The organism is Sulfolobus sp. B1 (genome assembly GCF_007050195.1).
Taxonomy (GTDB): Archaea; Thermoproteota; Thermoprotei_A; order Sulfolobales; family Sulfolobaceae; genus Saccharolobus.
Genome location: NZ_QIMI01000020.1, coordinates 1 through 18,690 on the forward strand (window position 1 = coordinate 1; position 18,690 = coordinate 18,690).

The 18,690-nt window shown below is 33.4% G+C and carries 16 protein-coding genes, 1 tRNA gene, 1 rRNA gene and 2 pseudogenes; 5 read left to right on the plus strand and 15 right to left on the minus strand.

Going from position 1 to position 18,690, the window contains the following annotated elements; all coding sequences use genetic code 11:
• Positions 1 to 102: 102 nt before the first annotated feature.
• Together DMP16_RS02575 and rimI are read right to left on the minus strand one after the other, a co-directional pair.
• A complete protein-coding gene (locus tag DMP16_RS02575) occupies positions 103 to 2,364 on the minus strand; it encodes a 3'-5' exonuclease (RefSeq protein ID WP_069282611.1) in 2,262 nt (753 codons plus the stop codon).
• Between the two features lie 51 nt (positions 2,365 to 2,415).
• Positions 2,416 to 2,871: a ribosomal protein S18-alanine N-acetyltransferase gene (rimI, locus tag DMP16_RS02580; RefSeq protein WP_069282610.1), complete on the minus strand. Its 456-nt coding sequence runs from the start codon at positions 2,869 to 2,871 to the stop codon at positions 2,416 to 2,418.
• 20 nt (positions 2,872 to 2,891) lie between these two features.
• Between rimI and DMP16_RS02585 the strand changes: the two are divergent.
• Positions 2,892 to 3,923: pseudogene (locus DMP16_RS02585) on the plus strand (mRNA surveillance protein pelota).
• Here the strand turns inward: DMP16_RS02585 and DMP16_RS02590 are convergent.
• Genes DMP16_RS02590 through DMP16_RS02600 form a run of 3 tightly spaced genes read right to left on the minus strand, consistent with a single transcriptional unit; the run spans position 3,903 to position 6,127 of the window.
• Positions 3,903 to 4,949: a radical SAM protein gene (locus DMP16_RS02590; RefSeq protein WP_069282608.1), complete on the minus strand. Its 1,047-nt coding sequence runs from the start codon at positions 4,947 to 4,949 to the stop codon at positions 3,903 to 3,905. The pseudogene DMP16_RS02585 and the gene DMP16_RS02590 overlap by 21 nt on opposite strands.
• On the minus strand, positions 4,897 to 5,478 hold the full coding sequence (locus DMP16_RS02595) for a DUF1122 family protein (protein WP_069282607.1): 582 nt from the start codon (positions 5,476 to 5,478) through the stop codon (positions 4,897 to 4,899). Before DMP16_RS02595 ends, DMP16_RS02590 begins: the two co-directional genes overlap by 53 nt.
• A complete protein-coding gene (locus DMP16_RS02600; RefSeq protein WP_069282606.1) occupies positions 5,471 to 6,127 on the minus strand; it encodes a nucleotidyltransferase domain-containing protein in 657 nt (218 codons plus the stop codon). Before DMP16_RS02600 ends, DMP16_RS02595 begins: the two co-directional genes overlap by 8 nt.
• Here DMP16_RS02600 and DMP16_RS02605 point away from each other — a divergent pair.
• Positions 6,101 to 7,253, plus strand: a pseudogene (locus DMP16_RS02605) (site-2 protease family protein). The gene DMP16_RS02600 and the pseudogene DMP16_RS02605 overlap by 27 nt on opposite strands.
• Here the strand turns inward: DMP16_RS02605 and lysS are convergent.
• The 10 genes from lysS to map all read right to left on the minus strand — a co-directional run bounded on the left by lysS (position 7,234) and on the right by map (position 15,640).
• On the minus strand, positions 7,234 to 8,712 hold the full coding sequence (lysS, locus tag DMP16_RS02610) for a lysine--tRNA ligase (RefSeq protein ID WP_143576869.1): 1,479 nt from the start codon (positions 8,710 to 8,712) through the stop codon (positions 7,234 to 7,236). The pseudogene DMP16_RS02605 and the gene lysS sit on opposite strands and share 20 nt — an antisense overlap.
• A gap of 234 nt (positions 8,713 to 8,946) precedes the next feature.
• Positions 8,947 to 9,083, minus strand: a tRNA-Trp gene (locus DMP16_RS02615).
• A 58-nt stretch (positions 9,084 to 9,141) separates the two neighbouring features.
• A complete protein-coding gene (rpl7ae, locus tag DMP16_RS02620) occupies positions 9,142 to 9,528 on the minus strand; it encodes a 50S ribosomal protein L7Ae (protein ID WP_069284613.1) in 387 nt (128 codons plus the stop codon).
• A gap of 64 nt (positions 9,529 to 9,592) precedes the next feature.
• The gene (locus tag DMP16_RS02625; protein ID WP_069282603.1) at positions 9,593 to 11,293 is read right to left on the minus strand and encodes a glutamate--tRNA ligase; all 1,701 of its coding nucleotides are present in this window, start codon (positions 11,291 to 11,293) and stop codon (positions 9,593 to 9,595) included.
• Positions 11,290 to 11,973, minus strand: a complete 684-nt coding sequence (locus DMP16_RS02630; protein ID WP_069282602.1) for a phosphoglycolate phosphatase — start codon at positions 11,971 to 11,973, stop codon at positions 11,290 to 11,292. Before DMP16_RS02630 ends, DMP16_RS02625 begins: the two co-directional genes overlap by 4 nt.
• Complete coding sequence (locus tag DMP16_RS02635; protein WP_069282601.1) at positions 11,970 to 13,163, minus strand: HD domain-containing protein; 1,194 nt, start codon at positions 13,161 to 13,163, stop codon at positions 11,970 to 11,972. Before DMP16_RS02635 ends, DMP16_RS02630 begins: the two co-directional genes overlap by 4 nt.
• A gap of 45 nt (positions 13,164 to 13,208) precedes the next feature.
• A 5S ribosomal RNA gene (rrf, locus tag DMP16_RS02640) occupies positions 13,209 to 13,327 on the minus strand.
• 33 nt (positions 13,328 to 13,360) lie between these two features.
• Positions 13,361 to 13,561 (minus strand): hypothetical protein, encoded by a 201-nt coding sequence (locus DMP16_RS02645; protein ID WP_069282600.1) that lies wholly within the window; start codon positions 13,559 to 13,561, stop codon positions 13,361 to 13,363.
• Positions 13,561 to 14,691, minus strand: a complete 1,131-nt coding sequence (locus DMP16_RS02650; RefSeq protein ID WP_069284612.1) for a DUF1512 domain-containing protein — start codon at positions 14,689 to 14,691, stop codon at positions 13,561 to 13,563. Before DMP16_RS02650 ends, DMP16_RS02645 begins: the two co-directional genes overlap by 1 nt.
• A gap of 43 nt (positions 14,692 to 14,734) precedes the next feature.
• Complete coding sequence (gene map, locus DMP16_RS02655; protein ID WP_069282599.1) at positions 14,735 to 15,640, minus strand: type II methionyl aminopeptidase; 906 nt, start codon at positions 15,638 to 15,640, stop codon at positions 14,735 to 14,737.
• Positions 15,641 to 15,694: 54 nt separating this feature from the next.
• On the opposite strand from map, the gene DMP16_RS02660 reads away from it, so the two are divergent.
• From DMP16_RS02660 to DMP16_RS02670, 3 genes are all read left to right on the plus strand, one after another.
• Complete coding sequence (locus DMP16_RS02660) at positions 15,695 to 16,378, plus strand: metal-dependent hydrolase (RefSeq protein WP_069282598.1); 684 nt, start codon at positions 15,695 to 15,697, stop codon at positions 16,376 to 16,378.
• Positions 16,379 to 16,383: 5 nt separating this feature from the next.
• Positions 16,384 to 17,778 carry a phenylalanine--tRNA ligase subunit alpha gene (locus DMP16_RS02665; protein ID WP_069282597.1) on the plus strand — a complete coding sequence of 465 codons (1,395 nt, stop codon included), beginning with the start codon at positions 16,384 to 16,386 and terminating at the stop codon, positions 17,776 to 17,778.
• Position 17,779: 1 nt separating this feature from the next.
• The coding region (locus tag DMP16_RS02670; RefSeq protein WP_255446773.1) for a phenylalanine--tRNA ligase beta subunit-related protein at positions 17,780 to 18,690 on the plus strand (911 nt) is incomplete at its 3' end.

The following is an 18,690-nucleotide window of genomic DNA, read 5'->3' on the forward strand; positions in this document are numbered from 1 at the left end:
TTCACAAAAAAATATTAAAATGATAATAGGAGCGAGAATAGGAGGAATTGGAAAGAGGCCACAAAACGTAGACATACTGACTTTTTCAGACTTAATCACTTCCTAAAATAGGTCAAGAATATCGGCTCCAAGCATCTTTAAGTCTTTTTCTTTTATTCCAAAATATTTTAGTACTATCATCAACGAGGGAATAATTTGGTTGTTAAGATAGTATTCAACATCTATCTTATTCTTTTCCTTAACCATGAAAAATGGCTCAGCTCTATTGGAAACATTACTTGAACCTTTAATAATTACATAACCTATCTTATCTCCTTTTGCGACCAAGTAACCTGACTTGTTAGCTTTTTCTGCAGCTACTACTTGAGGTGGCTTAGGATTAGAAAATGAATCGACGACTCCCCAAATGGCTAGATCTTCAACTTTATACTCACCTCTTTTAAGCTTAGCTATGGATGTTCTGATAAGTTTTATAACCTCCTTAATATTGTTGGAATAGAATATAGAATTGATAACTTGATCTTGTAAATCTCTAGCCAAATTGCATAAATTTTCACGAAATCTTTTCAGCCCAAATATTTCTATCTTTCCATTTTCCAATAAACCTATAAATGCGTTATTGTTTTCCAAAAATATTATTTTCCTATAGTTTTTCTCAATATTTATATTAGATCTGTATAATTGATTAATATTTCTTACTAATTCGCTTACATTTTCTGCTTTACCCTTTAAGAAGACGGACGTAAGATCTGCATAAATCACCTTTACATCAGTTCCTTCAAGCATCTTCATAATATTACTTACTATGTCCTTGCCCAGAGTATCTATTAGTTCATTAATTTCCTTATTATACCACCTAGAACCCATCCGTCTTAGATAAAGAAGAAATGTGCGTAAAATAATACTGATAGCTCTATCCCTATCACTTAGCCCTAGTAACCTACTTAATACACTTGGGTAAATACCTTTTGGCTCGGTTCTAAATCGATAATTGAAGACCTGTTTACAAACTTCACATTCCTCATTCACTAAAGTATCTGGTGATATATTATATTCTAAGATTTTTGAAATAAATATAGGTGTTATGTCTAAAACATATACATTTTCATGTATACCGGGCATAGGAGGTACTACAACATCACTCCTATTCTTTTCCTTATCTTGATCACGCTTATTCGGTACCAAATGCTGCATTTTATATGCCTCTCTAATTAGCAACCATTCAACACTACTAGTAATATTAGCTGCTGGCAAATGGTCTAAGGGAAAGCCAGTTATCTCTGATATTTGTTCACTTATTGGAAGAATTTTTTGGCTTAATAAATAAATCAGTTTTACTTTCTCCATATTATATTCTTTGACAAGATCTTTTTCCTTAACATTATCCCAATATTTTCGAATTTCATACCATTTTAACATTTTATTTTTACATTCAGATAAATTAAAATATTCTGCAGATTTACAAATATCTTCTATATAATTTCTAGAAAGAAGTTTTAGAGTACCCTCTAGATCAACGTTAAGTCTTCCAGATATAGAATAATGGCCATAAGTTCCTTGTGAAACCTCTACCTCTGGCTTTCTGCCTATTTCAATCCTTACCCCAAGCGTCTTAGCCCTTTCTAACATATAGGGCCAAGCGAACTCATTGCTGTTATATCCCACTATTATATCAGGGTCATACTTTAGTATGAAGTCCACAAAACTTCTGAAAACTTTTAATTCATCATCTGAACTAATTTGGAAACCTCCTTGATTTGTCCACAACCCTATAAGTATAAGAGGATCTCGTCTTGGGTTTGGATATCCGTATCTTGTGTAGACCTCTATGTCAAATGCTAAAGTTCTTAAATCTGGTCTTTTATCCTCATATCTCGAAATAATCTTTTTTAACTCATATATTTTATTAACTCTAATACCTTCGTTAGAGCCTATTTCCTCTACCTCAGCCTCTATCCAAGAAAAAGGTTTTAGATCATTATCGATTAGATATCGCATAGAAAACCTTATGTCAGCTTCATAAACCTCCTTAATACCTTTTATCTTGGTGACTAGATTTCTATAAATCCTTACGTAGGTAGGGATTCTGGTTTTAATTAATAAGACGTCAATATTCATGTTATTTGGAGCTTTTCTCATGACAGTCTCAATGCTCTCTATTGGCGATTCTTGTCTACTTATAGCTCTTATTTCTTCTATAATTTTCTCTTTGTTACCCTCGAAGGATGCATAGAAATAAGGCTTGAAACTCTTCTCTATTAATAGTACTCTTTCATTATTTTGGTCTATGCCCCAGATATAAATTAATGGTGAGTTGTTCTTTACCTCATATGATACGTCAAGTATAAAGAAATTCCTAATCATGATATTTAGTAAGATATTCGGGCTTTTGAACCTATTTAGAATTTTTGAAAATTAATCAATATTGATATTATATAAATTTTTCACCATGATTAATGCATGCTTACCTCTACCATAGTAATTTTTTCGCAAATATGTAGAAATATATCCATTTTTCCAATATAGAGAAATAGCTTCACGATTCCTTAGATCTACTTCTAGATAAGAATATTTAGCATTTTTCATCTTAAATTTTTCTTCAATTGATTTTAGAAGAATAGAGCCTATTCCCCTCTTTCTGTATGCCTTATCTACGGCTATCGATACTATATGACCTCTGTATCCGTTCTGAATTATCCCAATAACGTATCCAATTATTTTTCCATCGTACTTAGCAGTGAGATATAAGCCATCTGCTAAAACTAAATATGCCCGTAAAAGAGAATAAGGATAAGGCTTTTCAAAACTATTAACTTCTATTCGATATATCTCATCTAGATCATTCTCTGATGCATCAGATATAAGTATCATCCTTGAGTAATATATGAGATGTGAGAATATTAGAGTTTGACGAGAAAAGACAGTTAATGAGGTTACACGTGGAGACAGAAGACGATCTTTGGACTTTACATATAATTTTACAAAATGGAGATAAAATAATCGCGCGTACTTCAAGAGACGTAGGATTAGGGAAAGAGAGTAGACGTATACCGATGACGATAATACTTAAGGTAGAGCATACAGAATTTTAAGAATTTACAAATAGATTACGAATTCATGGAATAATAGAAGATGCACCAGAGAGATTTGGTATAAAAGGAGCTCATCACACTGTTAATCTGGATATAGGGGACGAAATAGTTATAATAAAAGATCATTGGTCTAAATATGCAGTTGATAGAATATACAAACAAGCTAAGAGTAAAAACAATATTTTAATAGTTATCGTAGATTTTGATGAGTATATAATTGCTATACCGTACGAACAAGGGATAAAAATACTTTCTGAAAAAAACTTAAAATCAATAAGTGACGATGAAATTACAGTTGAAAGAAACGCAGAGGAAGTAGTTAATGAGATCCAATCTTTCACAGATCAATATCACCCTAACGCAATTTTGATAGCTGGACCTGGATTTTTTAAAGAAATTATAGCTAAAAAGCTTAATTTAAAAAACGTTAACATCTATATTGATAGCGTATCCTCAGCTACCAGAGCTGGATTAAATGAAATACTCAGAAGAGATATAATAGACAAGATAATGAGTGACTATGAGATATCAAAGGGAATAAAATACATGGAAAAGGCTTTAGAGTTATTAACAAAACAACCCAATTTAGTAGTTTACGGTGTGGAACATGTAAAGAATTCCTCTGAGATGGGGGCAATAGATATAATCTTAGTTATAGAAGATATGATATCAAATACTGACGAGGAGAAAAGGATAGAGATAGAAAAAATTCTCGAGGATGTCGAGAATAAGCGCGGAGAAGTTATATTAGTACCTAAGGAATCTCCTATTTATTACCAACTTAAGAGCCTTACTGGAATACTAGGAATTTTAAGATTTAGTATAAATTAAATTTTGGTTTACCCTTAATCTTCTGAAATCGGGATGCTCTTCAACGATGTATATTTCCTTTATTACTCCCATATATTTTTTCTTAAGATTCTCAACTACAGTTGGAGAAATTGAATACTCATTTTCACTTATTCTCTCACCGAAATCTTCCATCTCGTAAATAGGTTTCTCGGTCCTTATTATTGCTCTTACAACAGTTCCCTCATTGGTATAATCTTCATAGGCTTTAGCACTATATTTTATTGTTCTAAAGAACCTAGTTCTAGTCTCAACAACGTCCTTATAAACTGAACTGCAATAATGTAAGGTCAACCTCTTCTCATTCTCAAATTTCTTGATAATATCGTATGCAGTTTCAAAACTACCCGATACGCCAGTTATACCATGACCTACGCGAAACCCTTTACTATTAAGATTTGTATAATTTCTTGAATTTAATTCTAATTCATTTAAATTTATAAACTTAACGTTGTTTTCTATTGCCCACTTTATTAGCTTCTCTACTTTCTCATTATCATTAGGAACTGCTGGTATTTCCATACCTACATCTATATCATATTTCAATGCCGTCTTTATCGCATTTAAATATATCTCCTTAACTGGATGAAATCTAATTTCATCCAATCCAGCATTGACCAACTCTATCATCACATCATCATTTACATAACGACCAGTTGTATACAAGTGAACGTGAAAACTTTGACCAAACTCGTCCTTAAGTAACCTTATTGCTTCAACTACTCTATCAATTTTAAGAATGGGGTCTCCTCCGGTAATCCCGGCACCTAATGCCTTCATTCTATAAGCCTCATAGATTATGTTAAAGAGATCTGCAACAACTTCCATCTCATTGGCAAAAATTCTATCCTTATTAAAACGTTCCTCACTAACGGGGCAATAATAACAGTTATCATCACAATATCCAGTTATGTATAATACTAACTTGCTTCCTAATCTGCAGAGTTCACATCCTTTAGGTAATTTCCCATTGTATAAGCTTATCTCCGGATTTCCTATAATGGTCAATTAATTCCTCCACTTTATCTCTCACTTTTTCACTTTTAACTTCTCTCTTTAATTCTGTCAGTTGCCTTATAGCATCAGATAAATTAAGAGGTTTATTAGCTTGGAGTTTAGGGAAACCTTCATTACCACCTTCAGGAAAATACCAATTCTTAAACCACGTAAAACCAGCTGAAAGAATCGAGAAACCTAAGGGGGTTTCAGCTGGATGCTGACCTTTATATAGCATTTCCATAGTCTCCTTATCTCTGATATAAGTAACAAACAACTTAGATGCAGGACACAATAAGTTGTAGATGCGTTTAAATAAATTTACTTCAAGCTTTTCTGACATATATCTTAAAACTGGATAATAATCAATTTCTAACCAAGGAGTATAATACTCTCTGCCCTCAAAATAATTGCACCTACCAATAATCTGAGTCCCTAGCATTAAATCAAAAGTTATTAACTCCTTTATATGAGAGCGTTTTACATTTATTACATTTAATTTCAAGTTTTTATCTAAATATAAATTGTCTATGTTAAACATTTATCATTCTCCTAAAATATTTATTGGTCTTATATAACTTATTTATTACATCATAAATAGTATCATCTCCACTAATATCATATCTAAGGTATATACCAGAGTGACCACTTTCTTTCCTTTTCATTAATAACGCTTCTCTTTCCCTTATAGTATTAACTGAAATCTTTAATAGTTTAGACGCGTAGTCCTCATTTCCCTGCAGAGAGATTTCCATATGTCCGTAATCTGTAGGTTCAATTATGTACAATTTCTTGTTTACTCCGGGCACTCTCTTATTATTCTCTAGATCCTCTATACCCACTAACCCTCCAAAGTTATAGAATTCAACTTCATCTCGCTTTAGCTTTCCAAGAGGAAATGAGATTACTACTTTCTCGTCCTCATCTAGCGATAAATAAGCTTTTGGTGTTGACCAAGGTGTAGGCTGAATAATATATTTATGATGAACGTTCAACGTATCTAACAAAATATAGTTAGGTTCAAAAATTACGATATCTATATCACTTTTCTCATTTACATCCCCCCTAGCTACTGATCCATAAACAAAGCCTATAAGCCCTAATTTTTTTAAGTTATATAAAAGGTCTAAAGCCATTTTCCTTTTCTTTGTTAATAGTCTCCAATGAGCATCTGTATACTCTACTTGCATAGTTTTTATATTCACTATCACTGTATTTAGACTTATGGATATTATTTACTTAACATTAGTGACATTTCTAGCATCTTGGATAATAATTTATTTATTAAAAGATAAACTTAAAAAATACAATATAACTGTTTATCCTTTCTTTATAATGTGGAGAAAAAAATCTAGGGAATATTGGTTTCCTAGAGTTTCTAAATCCAAAATATACAAAATCTATGAGAGAATATCAATGTTTCTAGGCTTTATATTAATGATTGGGGGAATATCACTAATATTTTATATAATAGTTGAAATGTTTACAATAAAACCTAATCAAACACCTTCTATTGCACTTAAACCGATCATCCCTGGCGTTACTATAGGATTGTCACAAGTTCCATACCTCTTACTAGCTATCGGAATCTCGGTTGCAGTACACGAAATTTTTCATGCGCTATCAGCTACTTCAAATAATGTTAGAGTAAAAAATGGTGGAATTTTGCTATTGGCAATATTCCCAGGTGCATTTGTAGAGCCAGACGATAACGAGTTTAACTCTTCATCAACAACTAGTAAGATAAAGATAATAAGTGCTGGTATAGTGATAAATTTAATATTAGCACTTATTGCATTACCACTATCCTTTGAACTACCATATTTACCAAGCGCATTATCTCATGGTATACAGATAGTGGGTGTGCTAAAAAATAGCGTAGCTTATAATTCTTCAATAACTGCAGGAGATATAATATATGCCATAAACGGTCATCCTATTACTACTTTTCAACAGTTGCATGAATTCCTCACTAACTACACTAACGTTTCAATAACATTGTTGTTGCCTAATCATACTTTTCATAATATATCAGTTTACATTCCCAACCATTTGTTAGGTGTTTACGTTACATATTATATACCGGGACCTTTAATATCAATATTAACATTTTTCACTTGGATGTTCATAGTAAATTTCAGCCTATCACTTTTCAACGCAGCGCCTTTAATAATTACCGATGGAGGGAAACTATTAACTGAAGCTTTAAAGAGATTTCTAGGGGAAAACGGTGAAAAAGTGTCCTTTTACTTGCAGTCAATATTCTTGTTAACTTTTATATTTGCAATATTTGTTTCTAATCGTCCTCCAGGATAACTTTACTACTTATCATAGGAAATGGAATTACTTTTTTTATACTATAATTATTAGTTAACAACATTATTAATCTATCAATTCCTATTCCTAAACCCCCAGTAGGAGGCATCCCATAACTTAACGCCCTTATAAAGTCTTTATCATATGGATGTGCCTCCTCATCCCCACGCTTGAACATCTCTTGCTCCTCTTTAAATAATTTATCTTGAAGTATCGGATCATTAAGCTCCGTATACGCATTAGCAAACTCCATTCCTGCAATAAATAGCTCAAATCTCTCTACTAATCCTTGTTTACTTCTATGAGGTTTGCATAATGGAGTAGTCTCTATAGGATAGTCAGTTATAAATGTAGGATCTACAATATTAGGCACTACTAACTTATCAAAGAGTTTCTCTATCATTAGTCCTCTTATGTACTTATTCCCTCTAGGAATAAGACCATACTTCTTCATTAATTCTGTTAACTCTTCATCGGTCATACCTTCTACGTTCTTTCCTAAAGCTTCTGATAAAGCCTCAAACATGGAAACTCTTCTGAATGGTTTCTCTAAGTCTATTTCATATTTACTATAAGTGATTTTTGTGGTGTTGAGAACTCTTTTAGCGACTGTTCTTATTAAATCTTCAGTTAGATTCATGATATCATTATAGTCAGCGTAAGCCCAATATAGCTCGAGTAAAGTAAACTCCGGATTATGAGTCACATCTATATCTTCATTTCTAAAAACTTTTCCAATTTCAAATACTTTATTAAATCCTCCAATAATATACCTTTTAAGATATAATTCAAGCGCTATTCTTAGGTACCAATCCTCATTTAGATAATTAACATGAGTTCTAAAAGGTCTAGCTAAAGCTCCACCATATACTGGTTGAACCACTGGAGTCTCTACCTCAATGAAGCCCTTAGAATATAAGTATTCCCTAATGCTTCTAATTGCACTATACCTTATCTCCATTGCTCTTCTGGCGTTATCATTATATAGGAAATCGACATAACGATGAGCATATCTGAATTCTGGGGATAGTTTAGACCAGTCCGGCGGTTCTACTAATGCCTTCGACAATAATTTATAATCTTTTACAAGTAGGCTTAACTCTCCTTTCATGGTATAAAACACATCGCCTTTAACTCCTATTATATCCCCTCTATCTATATACTTAAAGAAATCTTCATACTTTTCATTAAGCTCATTTACTCTTAGATATAATTGTAGTTTCTCTCCTTCATCAAAAATATCTACAAAGGAAGCTTTACCGTGTCTCCTTATATTAGCCACTCTTCCAGCGGTAGAGATGTTAAACACGAATGGTTCATGTGACTTTGAATCGTAAGAAAGGGCAAGATTTTTTATATCCTTAATAGTATGTGTAATCTCATATTTAGCTGGATAAGGCTCTATACCCAATTTTCTAAGTTCTTCAATGATTTTTACTCTCCTTTCGTCCCAATTCATCGGCAATAAATTACTTTACGAAAATTAAAGTCTGTCTTCTCTTACAAGATGAATAACCTTATTTGAAGCCATTAACTTTTATTATCACTTTTACATTGAAGATCATCACCAATAACCCTTTTTAAGGAATAAACGGTTAAAAATGATTTTGAGCTAATCGCTTAGTCTAGGATTATGTTAAAAATTATATACCGAAAAGTCAAATAGTTAAAAATTAACGACCATCAAAATGTATGGGCCCGCGGGGACTTGAACCCCGGACCACTGGGTCTCTCCTCTCCAGATATACCTCATCCCTAGGAAAGGTCGGCTGACCCAATGTATAGCACATATCTGGAGCCCAGCACTCTACCTTGCTAAGCTACGGGCCCACGGTTTAATTTAGAACTGGAAAGAAAATAAATTTAATGTATAAAAAAGGCATTAGAATTAACTTGATGTAGCTTTTCCTCTTATTTCGTTTACTCTCTTTATAACTTCATCCAATATTTCTTTAGCCTCGCCTGGCTCAATTATTGCAACAGAAGCAGCAGCTACTTGAAGACCAGCAGCTTCACCAAGTGCTTTCTTGGAGGAGACGTAAACATAAGGAACTTTCTTCTCATCACACAACGCTGGTAAATGTGCTACTATCTCCTCCGGCTGAACATCCTCAGCAATTGCAACTAATTTAGCTTGACCTCTTTCTACAGCTTTTGTAACCTCGTTAGTTCCCTTCTTTATTTTCCCCGAATCTTTAGCCTTTCTTATTAAATCTAGAACCTTATCTGCTAAATCTTGAGGTACTTCAAATTTTACATAAACTGGTTTAGACATAGCGTTCATCCTCCTCTCTTATCTTCGTCCCGCATTTGACTAAGAGTTAACTCAGCTAAAAAGTTTACTCATGCGAAAAAACCGCGTCGATTTCTTCATTATCTATCTTATCAATTCTTACAAACCCAAACCTCATAAATTGTACTATTTCGCCTTCTTTCAATTCTCGTACTATTTTTTCTCCATAACCCTCAATTTTCTCTAGCTTGTCTCCTTCAGCTTTCAGTACTTTTACTTTGACCTTATCATCATATTTAACCCAATGGATTATTCTTGCGTTAACCCTTCTAGCCTCAGATATTTCCTTACTGTGAAATATTAGTTTTTGACCTTCTATTTTAACGTTACATAACTCTAACAATCTTACTACATCTCCACCTCTTACATCGTTCTTCTCCAGTAAGATTTTATCACCAGGATTTACGATTATTTCTCTATACAAATCCTTTGATGGTATTAAGGGAATCTTTGCTGTGATCGTATATGGTAATTCGATGATAAACTCTTCCCAATCATGAACAAACATTAACCTTTTAGCTATTGGATCTAACTTTTTCCTATTTATAGCTGCAATATTATCAAAGCTTATGGTAGCATCATTCATTTTAATTCCTACATCTAAAATAATTTCTTTAACAGTTTCTGGTAATATTCCTCTCCTTCTGAGAGCTGCTAACGTAGGTAGTCTAGGATCGTCTATAGTAGAACCTTTCTCTATAATTCCTCTGATTTTAGACTTACTCATCATAAAACCTTCTAATTTTAATCTGCCGAATTGTAGAACTTTAGGTAATTCCCAACCAAAGTAATTATAAATCCATTTTTGTTTTTCAGTGTTTGTCATATGTTCTTTAGCTCTCAAAACATGAGTAATTCCAAGCTCATGATCATCTATGGCACTAGCAAAATTGTAAGTAGGCCATACAATATATTTACTTCCAACTCTAGGGTGAGGATTCTTCTCAGTATTAATTATCCTAAGCATGACCCAATCTATTTGAGAAGGATCCTCGCTACTTAGATCAGTTTTTATCCTTACTACCGCTTCACCTTCCCTAAACTTACCGCTTAACATACTATCAAACAATTCCAAATTCTTCTCTATGGGGGAGTTACGATGTAAACATTCCGGTTCTTTAATCTTACCTTTACTATCTCTAAATTTTTTAAAATCCTCATTCCTGCAAGTATCAACGTATGCATAACCTTTACTAAGTAAATGCCTAGCATAATTATAGTATATTTCTAATCTATCTGAAGCGTATATTTCCGCGTCCCACTTTATACCTAACCATCTTAAGTCTTCCTTAATCCACTCATAAGCCTCCTTTATAGGTTTTTTAACTTTGGGGTCAGTGTCATCAAACCTTAGAATAAACTTGCCATTTCTCGCATATTCATAAGATAATATGGCAGCCCTAGCATTCCCTAGATGTAAAGGACCATCTGGATTCGGAGCGAAACGTGTTACGATTTCTCCTTTACTATCCACTTTAAGGGTTTTCTTAGCCTGCTCAGTTTTTCTTTCCACTAATAATTCAGGGAACTTCTGACTTATCTCCTTCTTCTGATCTTCAAATGTCATAGAATTTACTTTCTCAACAATCTGCTTAACTAATTCAAGTATATTCTTATTTCCTCTTAGATCTGGTCTCTCTGCAAAAATCTTCCCTACTACTGCTTTTGCATCAGCTTTACCGTTGTATCTATATGCGTTCTGTAATGCGTATTTATAAATTAAGTTATATACTTCCTCCTCACTCATCTTAATCTAACCCCCTCAAGTAGTTTTGTTATAAACTCCTTTACACCTTTCCCACTTTTATCGTGTGTGATGTAATCCGCGATTTTTTTCAACTCTTCATCTGCATTGCCTACTGCTATCTTAAGTCCAACTTCATTAAATAATTCTATATCCGTAGAAGAATCACCTATAGCAGCAACCTCTTTCCTATCAACGTTATGAAATTCTATTAATTTTTTTACACCAATTCCCTTCCCTGCCGGTTCGAAAGCTATATGTACAGCGTATCCACTGCTTTTAATATATAATCCCCTATCCTTTGCCCATTTAACCATTTCCTCAGTGAGTTTAGGTGGAGTAAAGCCGAAATCGCAATATCTAAATTCATTCTGCCAAGTGTCTTTAACACCAAAAGTTATTTTAAATTGTTGTATAATATCTGCCTCTAATTTCCTACAAAGTATATGTTTTTCTCCTTTGAAGAAAACGATACAACCGTTTTCGGCCACTAGACCTCCATTTAAGCCTAAGTAGGTATAAAGTCCTCTAAGTACAGGATAAGAATTTCCGCTAACTAGACCTACTTTTATTCCTGTTTTCTGAAGTTCCCGTATAGATTCTATAGCATGTATGTCCAAATTGGTTACATTTCTATCTTCTGTAAGAGTACCGTCTAAATCTAATAATAAGAGTCTTATCATGCTAAAACCTCTCTAGCTCTCTTAACGTATTCGTAGTCAATATAGACCCTTCTTATAGTTAAAATTTCCGGTACATTAGAAATCAATGTTGATTCAAAATCCTTAATGCTCTTTTCTCTATTTTCATCTAAAATCTTTATTTTAGCTTTATCTATTATTCTAATCTTCTCCTCTAATGGGTAAATAGAATCTGGTGGTATTTGAGATTTTTCTAATAAAATTCTAATATCTTCTAGTTTATTATCTCTTTCCTCATGACCATATACTATTTTTTCGTAAACCACCTTAGGACCTTTTCTATCCAAGAAACTTTTTATCTTTAGCCTTAAGTGTTCAGGTGAGTTCGTAGAATAAAGATAGTCATAAAGTACACTAAAGGCCCAATTATCATCCCAATATGCTATACTACCACTATTAACTAATTCTTTTATAACTTTTGGATCTAATATAGAATAATCACAACATTCCGATATTAACCTAAGTATCTCTCTTAATAACAACTCATATCCTATTATAGTTTTGTGATAGTAAACGGCTTGATACATGTGCAATCTAGAAATATAAAAATTCTCTAGGCTGTAAATTCCTTTATTTTGAATAACGATTTCACCATTACTCCCATAAAAGATTGTATCTAACAGTCTATAAAGATCGATATTACCTAGTTGGACCCCTGTATGCCTAGAGTCTCTGACTAAGTAATCCATTCTATCGACGTCAGCATCACTATCAATTATCGAGGAAATTATAGATCTTCCATCTAAAATATCCAAAATTTTCTCTTTATCTATTGATTCTTCATCGAAAATCTCTTGAAAATTGGGTGACTTGAGAATTATCATTCTACGTAAATCCCTAGTGGATATACCATGCCTAATGTATAATGGCTCTAAACTATGTGTAAAGGGAAATTGCCCTATATCATGTAGTAAAGAGGCTAATTTCAAATATTTTAATTCCTCTGATGTTATTACACCCATTTGGACGAACTTCTCACCTATAATACTCGATAAATGAAAAGTACCTAATGAATGACTAAATCTAGTATGCATAGCATCAGGGTATACTAAGTAGGCTAAACTGGTTTGCTTTATTCTCCTTAGCCTTTGAAATTCTGGTAGATCTACTATTTTAACTTCCTTATCGCTTAAGTTAATATAGCCATAAATTTCATCATAAATTTTCTTCATGGACTTCAACTAGGCAATAAATATGGAAAAAGAAGAATATAAAGTCCATCCCAGCTTAGGAGGGCTGCGGACCCTCTCGGTGTCCACTGCCCTCCTAACGTGGGCGGCTTAACTTCCGGGTTCGAAACGAGTCCGGGTGTTTCCCGCCCACTATGGCCGGGTGGACATAATAAAATGGCAGATTATCGTATAAAAAGTTAACCCTCTTTTTCTGACGTAGGTACTACGGCATATATTCCAGCTATATACAAGGTTCCTCCATCTTTGGGACAAGTCCCTACTACTTTAAGTACGTAATCTCCCTCTTGAAATGTCCTCTCCACTTCGTAATCATTATTTGCACATTTTATCACAGTATATACACTAACGTTTTGTTGCTGCTGTTGAGTTGAAGACATTATTGTGCCACCCCTACAGTATTTCCAACGCCTACTACAACTACTATATCTCCGGCCTTAGTTCTTTCTAGAATAATCTTCTTTACTAATTCTAAAGCTTTTGAGGCAGATTGATATATTTCTTTTCTCATTTCTGTTATAGCTTCTTCCATACTCATCTTAACAATTACAGCATCTATCGGTATATTATACTTTACAGCAACCCTTTCTATACTTATCTTTTCTGGACCAGGATCTCCCATAGCTACTCCCGTACCTTCAGCAATCGAGCCGGTTTTTTCGCCCTCAAGCTTTAACGCTGCATCAATAGTTATTATTCTAGATACTTTCCCCTTATACTCCTCAATAACGTTGCTTACGGCCTCACCAGGTCTACCTACAGTAGCCATTGGACCCTCAGCTTTTACTACAATTATTTTTCTTCCTTCAAAATCTAATTCGCCTGCAATAGTGTCTCTACTTGGATTCCATTTCTTATCAGCCTTCATGAATAAATAGGAAGCTACTAGAGGACCTAAGGAGTCTCCTACAGGTATTCCTCTCACAAAAGTATTAACAGCTTTGGAATAAGCTTCAGATATCTTAACAAGTTGAGGGACTATAAATTGTAACTGATATAATAATATAACACTATTCAATTTCTTTGCCATTATTAAGTAATGCCTTATAACCTTATAGATAAGATTTAGAGAATTAACAACTTCCGCTGCTACCTCAATTTTACTTCTATTTACCGCATCTATATTAGGCACAGCTAAAGTTATTAAATCTCTAATTTTATCCTCTCCAGTCCTTAATAATAGTCTCATTCTACCTATTATATCGGTAGGTTCTACACTCACAGGGTCAATGATGAACATTTCGGAAATCCTATCTATTAAAGGCTTAGGATCTTGTACTCCTCTCTCTTTAAGCAATTGTTCCATCTTAGCTTTGGAATCGTTTAAATACTTTTCAATCATTCCTAGCTGCGCCTCAATACCTCTAGATAACATGGAAACTGTTAATCTTGTATTAACGCCCGGCAAGTATAGAAGGAACAGCAAGACAAAGAAGATTACAGTGTATAATATGTAATATAAGGAGTTAATCTGATTTGCACTCGTTTGGGCAATAGCAATTAAACTCATATTCTCCGATAACCTTATATGATCAGAATTAATTAAACTTTTTTTAAGCAGATTTTGTTGTGACCATAATAGAATTGTCTTTAACAATAACCGTATGCTCAAATTGGGAAACTATGCCCTTTTTTACCTCGATTAATATAGGATAAGCTCTCAAATTACCTTTTTTTACTAACGCTCTCATAATATTTCTTAGTTCATCAATATTCGAAGTAAACTCCTTAAGCCATCGCTCAGAAAATGGCAAGTAATTGAAATGATTATAAATATAGTTTAATAAATCTTTCTCCTTATCAGAAAGGTTCTTAATACTGTAATTTCTTAATGAGTATATCGTTATATCTTTTCCTTCAATAACTTCTCCTCCACCATCTGTTGCAAAGGGTTCTATGGCATAAACTGAATTAGATTGAATTACGCCTAGACCTCTTTCATAAATGTTAGGAATAAATACTCCAGCATGCAACTCATATCTCCTAATTAAGTGACCGCCTAGGTTTCTAATAGGCTTATACCCTTGAGATTTAATGTTTCTTTCAATTATCTTACCTATCTCACCTATACTTTCTCCAACTCTTAAGTTAGCTATAGCAGCCTCTAACGCTATTCTAGAAGCATCTAAAAGACGCTGAAACTTATTGTCCAAACTTACTGTCACTGCAGTATCACTTATATATCCATCAATATGAGCACCTAAATCTAATTTAACTACTCCACCTTCAGGTATTCTTTTTTCGTCATTTATAGTAGGGCTATAATGAGCTGCTTCAAAGTTTATGGATAAATTACAAGGAAATGCCGGAAACGCTTTATTTTCTATAATAATATTTTCAACTTCCTCACAAATATCTATTACTTTTGTATTGGGTTTAATATCTTTTGAGGCTTCATCTCTAGCCTTAGCTGCGATTCTTCCAGCTAATAGCAATTTTTCAACTTCATCTTCATTCATGAATGTAATCTAGTGATATGTAAGCTTTAATTTTTTCCTACTAAAATGTTGTATATGGCTCAACTAAGATGGTTAGGTCACGCGGCAACATTACTGCAAATAGGTGGAAAAAATATTATAATAGATCCGTTCATTAAAGATAATCCCTCGTGTCCTTTTAAGTTAGACTACTTCAAAAACAACTTAGACATAATAATAGTAACACATGACCACTATGACCATCTAGGGGATGCAGTACAACTGATCAAAGAAAATCCTAAAGCACTGTTATTTGCAACTTATGATCTGGAAGCATATCTAGCAGAAACCTATAAGATCCCATGGGATAACGTTATCCCTGCTAACGTAGGAGGATTAATAAAAGTAGACAACGTTAATTTAGCGTTAACTAAAGCTGTACATTCTAGTACTCACAGTGATCCTACTGGGGCCATAGTATCTGCTGATGGAATCACAATATATCATGCAGGTGATACTGGTTTATTTGAGGATATGAAAATAATAGGAGAAGTCTTCAAGCCAGATTATGTTTTATTACCAATAGGTGGAAGATTTACAATGGATCCTTATCAAGCATCTATAGCTGTCGAATACTTAAAGCCCAAGAAAGGAGCTATTCCAATTCATTTCAACACATGGGATTTAATAAAGGTTGATGAAAACGAGTTTGTGAAACTGGTGAGGAGTAAGGGATATAATCCGATATTACTGAAGCCTGGACAGTCAATCGAGTTGTGATTTAAATGTTAAGTGAAAATGAATTAAAGATACTTGAGTTTTTAAAAAGTGTTAAAAAATCTAATTCTGATGAGATAGCTAAACGAACAGGTCTGGAAACAAATTCTGTTCTTAGCCTATTAGAACTTCTAGCTAGCAAGGGTTATGTTAGGATAGAGAGAATTAACGTAGAGCAATATGAATTGACAGAAGAAGGAAAGAAAAGAAAAGAAGAGGGATTACCAGAGGATATACTCATAAATATTTTGAAAGGTAAGGAGAAAAGTCTAGATGAGATAAAAGAACTATTGCGGGACGATTATAACATAGCAATCAGTTGGGCTAGGAGAAAGGGACTCATTAAGATAGAACAAGGTAAAGTAATACCTAAATTTAATGAATATAGATCTAAGGAATTCGAAGCTTTAATTAGCTTAGAAAATGCCGATAAGGAGACATTAGCGTTGTTGGAAAGGAGGGGGCTAATTATAAGAAAGCAAAGAGCCATACTACAAGTTGAACTAATTAGAGAGCCCCAAGCGAATGATATAGGAATTACTTATCTCACACATGAATTATTAGTAACAGGTGATTGGACGAAATATAAGTTTAGGAAATACAATGTTAGAGCTTTTCCTCCATTTTATCCATTAGCTAAAAAACATTACTTCAAGGAATTTCTTGAAAAAGTAAAGGATGTAATGATTAGTTTAGGATTTAAGGAGGTTAACACAAATTATATAGAAATGGAATTTTATAATTTTGATCTTCTATTTCAGCCACAAGATCATCCCGCTAGAGAAATACATGATAGTTTTTCCGTTGAAGGCAAAGGTAAATTAACTGATAAAGAACTATTAGAAAACGTCAAGAGAATTCATGAACAGTCATGGAATTATACGTGGAGCCAAGAAATATCATTAAGATTAATGCTAAGAAGCCAAGCTACTGCAACTACTGCAAGGGTGCTCGCATCAAGGCCCAAGGCTCCTCTTAAATCCTTCACAATAGGTAAAGTATTCAGACCAGACTCAATAGATGCTACACATCTAATAGAATTTCATCAATTGGATGGTCTAATTATTGATGATAATTTTACTTTTAGAGATCTATTGGGGGTGCTAAAAGAAATCTTTTACAGATTAAATATAAAAGAAGTAAAGTTTAAGCCAGCTTATTTCCCCTTTACAGAACCAAGTGTAGAAGTTTATGGATATTTAGGAAAATTAGGTTGGGTAGAAATGTGTGGAGCTGGGCTATTAAGACCGGAAATTCTTGAAGCCGTAAACATTAAAAGTAGAGCCGGAGCTTGGGGAATGGGATTAGAAAGAATAGCCATGCATTTCTTAAATATAAATGATATTAGATTACTTTATTCGAATAATATTGAATATATAAGAGAAATGAAAGAAAGTGAGTAGTATGGTAACAATAGTACTAAATAAGTATAAATTACTAAACCCATTAAAGATATCTGAAAGTGAATTAGAAGAGTTATTATTTAATTTGAAATCAGAAATGAAACCATTAGACGAAAACAGTGTTGAAATAGAAATAAATGCGGATAGATTGGATTTATTGCATTCCGCTGGGATTATAAGAGCAATTAAAGGTCTATTAAATATAGAAGTTGGAGAATCCAAATATAAGGTAGTTAAGACAGATTATAAATTGATTGTTAATGATGTGAAATCTAGACCTTATGCACTAGGTGCTATAGTCTATGGTTTAGAAAATCTTGATTTACAAGAATTAATTCAGTTCCAAGAGAAATTACATTCGACTATTGGCAGGAAAAGAAAGAAGGTTGCGATAGGTATACATAATCTAGATAAAATTGATAGCAAAGAAATATTGTATAAATACGTAAGCTTAAATCACAAATTTGTGCCCCTAAATTACTCTGAAGAGATGAGCGTAAAAGACGTAATCATAAAAACTGAGCAGGGTAAACTCTATGGAGAAATATCAATTTTAGACGAAAGATCTCCCGCTATAATTCAAAATGATGGTCAAATATTAAGTTTACCACCTATAATAAATAGCGAGAAAACTAAACTTACTGAAAAGACTAAAAACTTATTCATTGACGTAACTGGAACATCGTTTGATGCTGTTGCTCAAACGTTAGACCTTATCGTAACTAACTTAGCTGAAGCCGGTGGAACTATAGGAATAGTTGAAACTAAGATAGGCGAAAATGTCATATCCTCGCCATTATTAATTCATAATCTGGTTCAAACAAACAAGGATTACATCAGTAATATATTGGGCTTTAATACCGAGATCTGTCCTCAAATTATGAGGATGAGAATGAATTGTGAAGATGATGG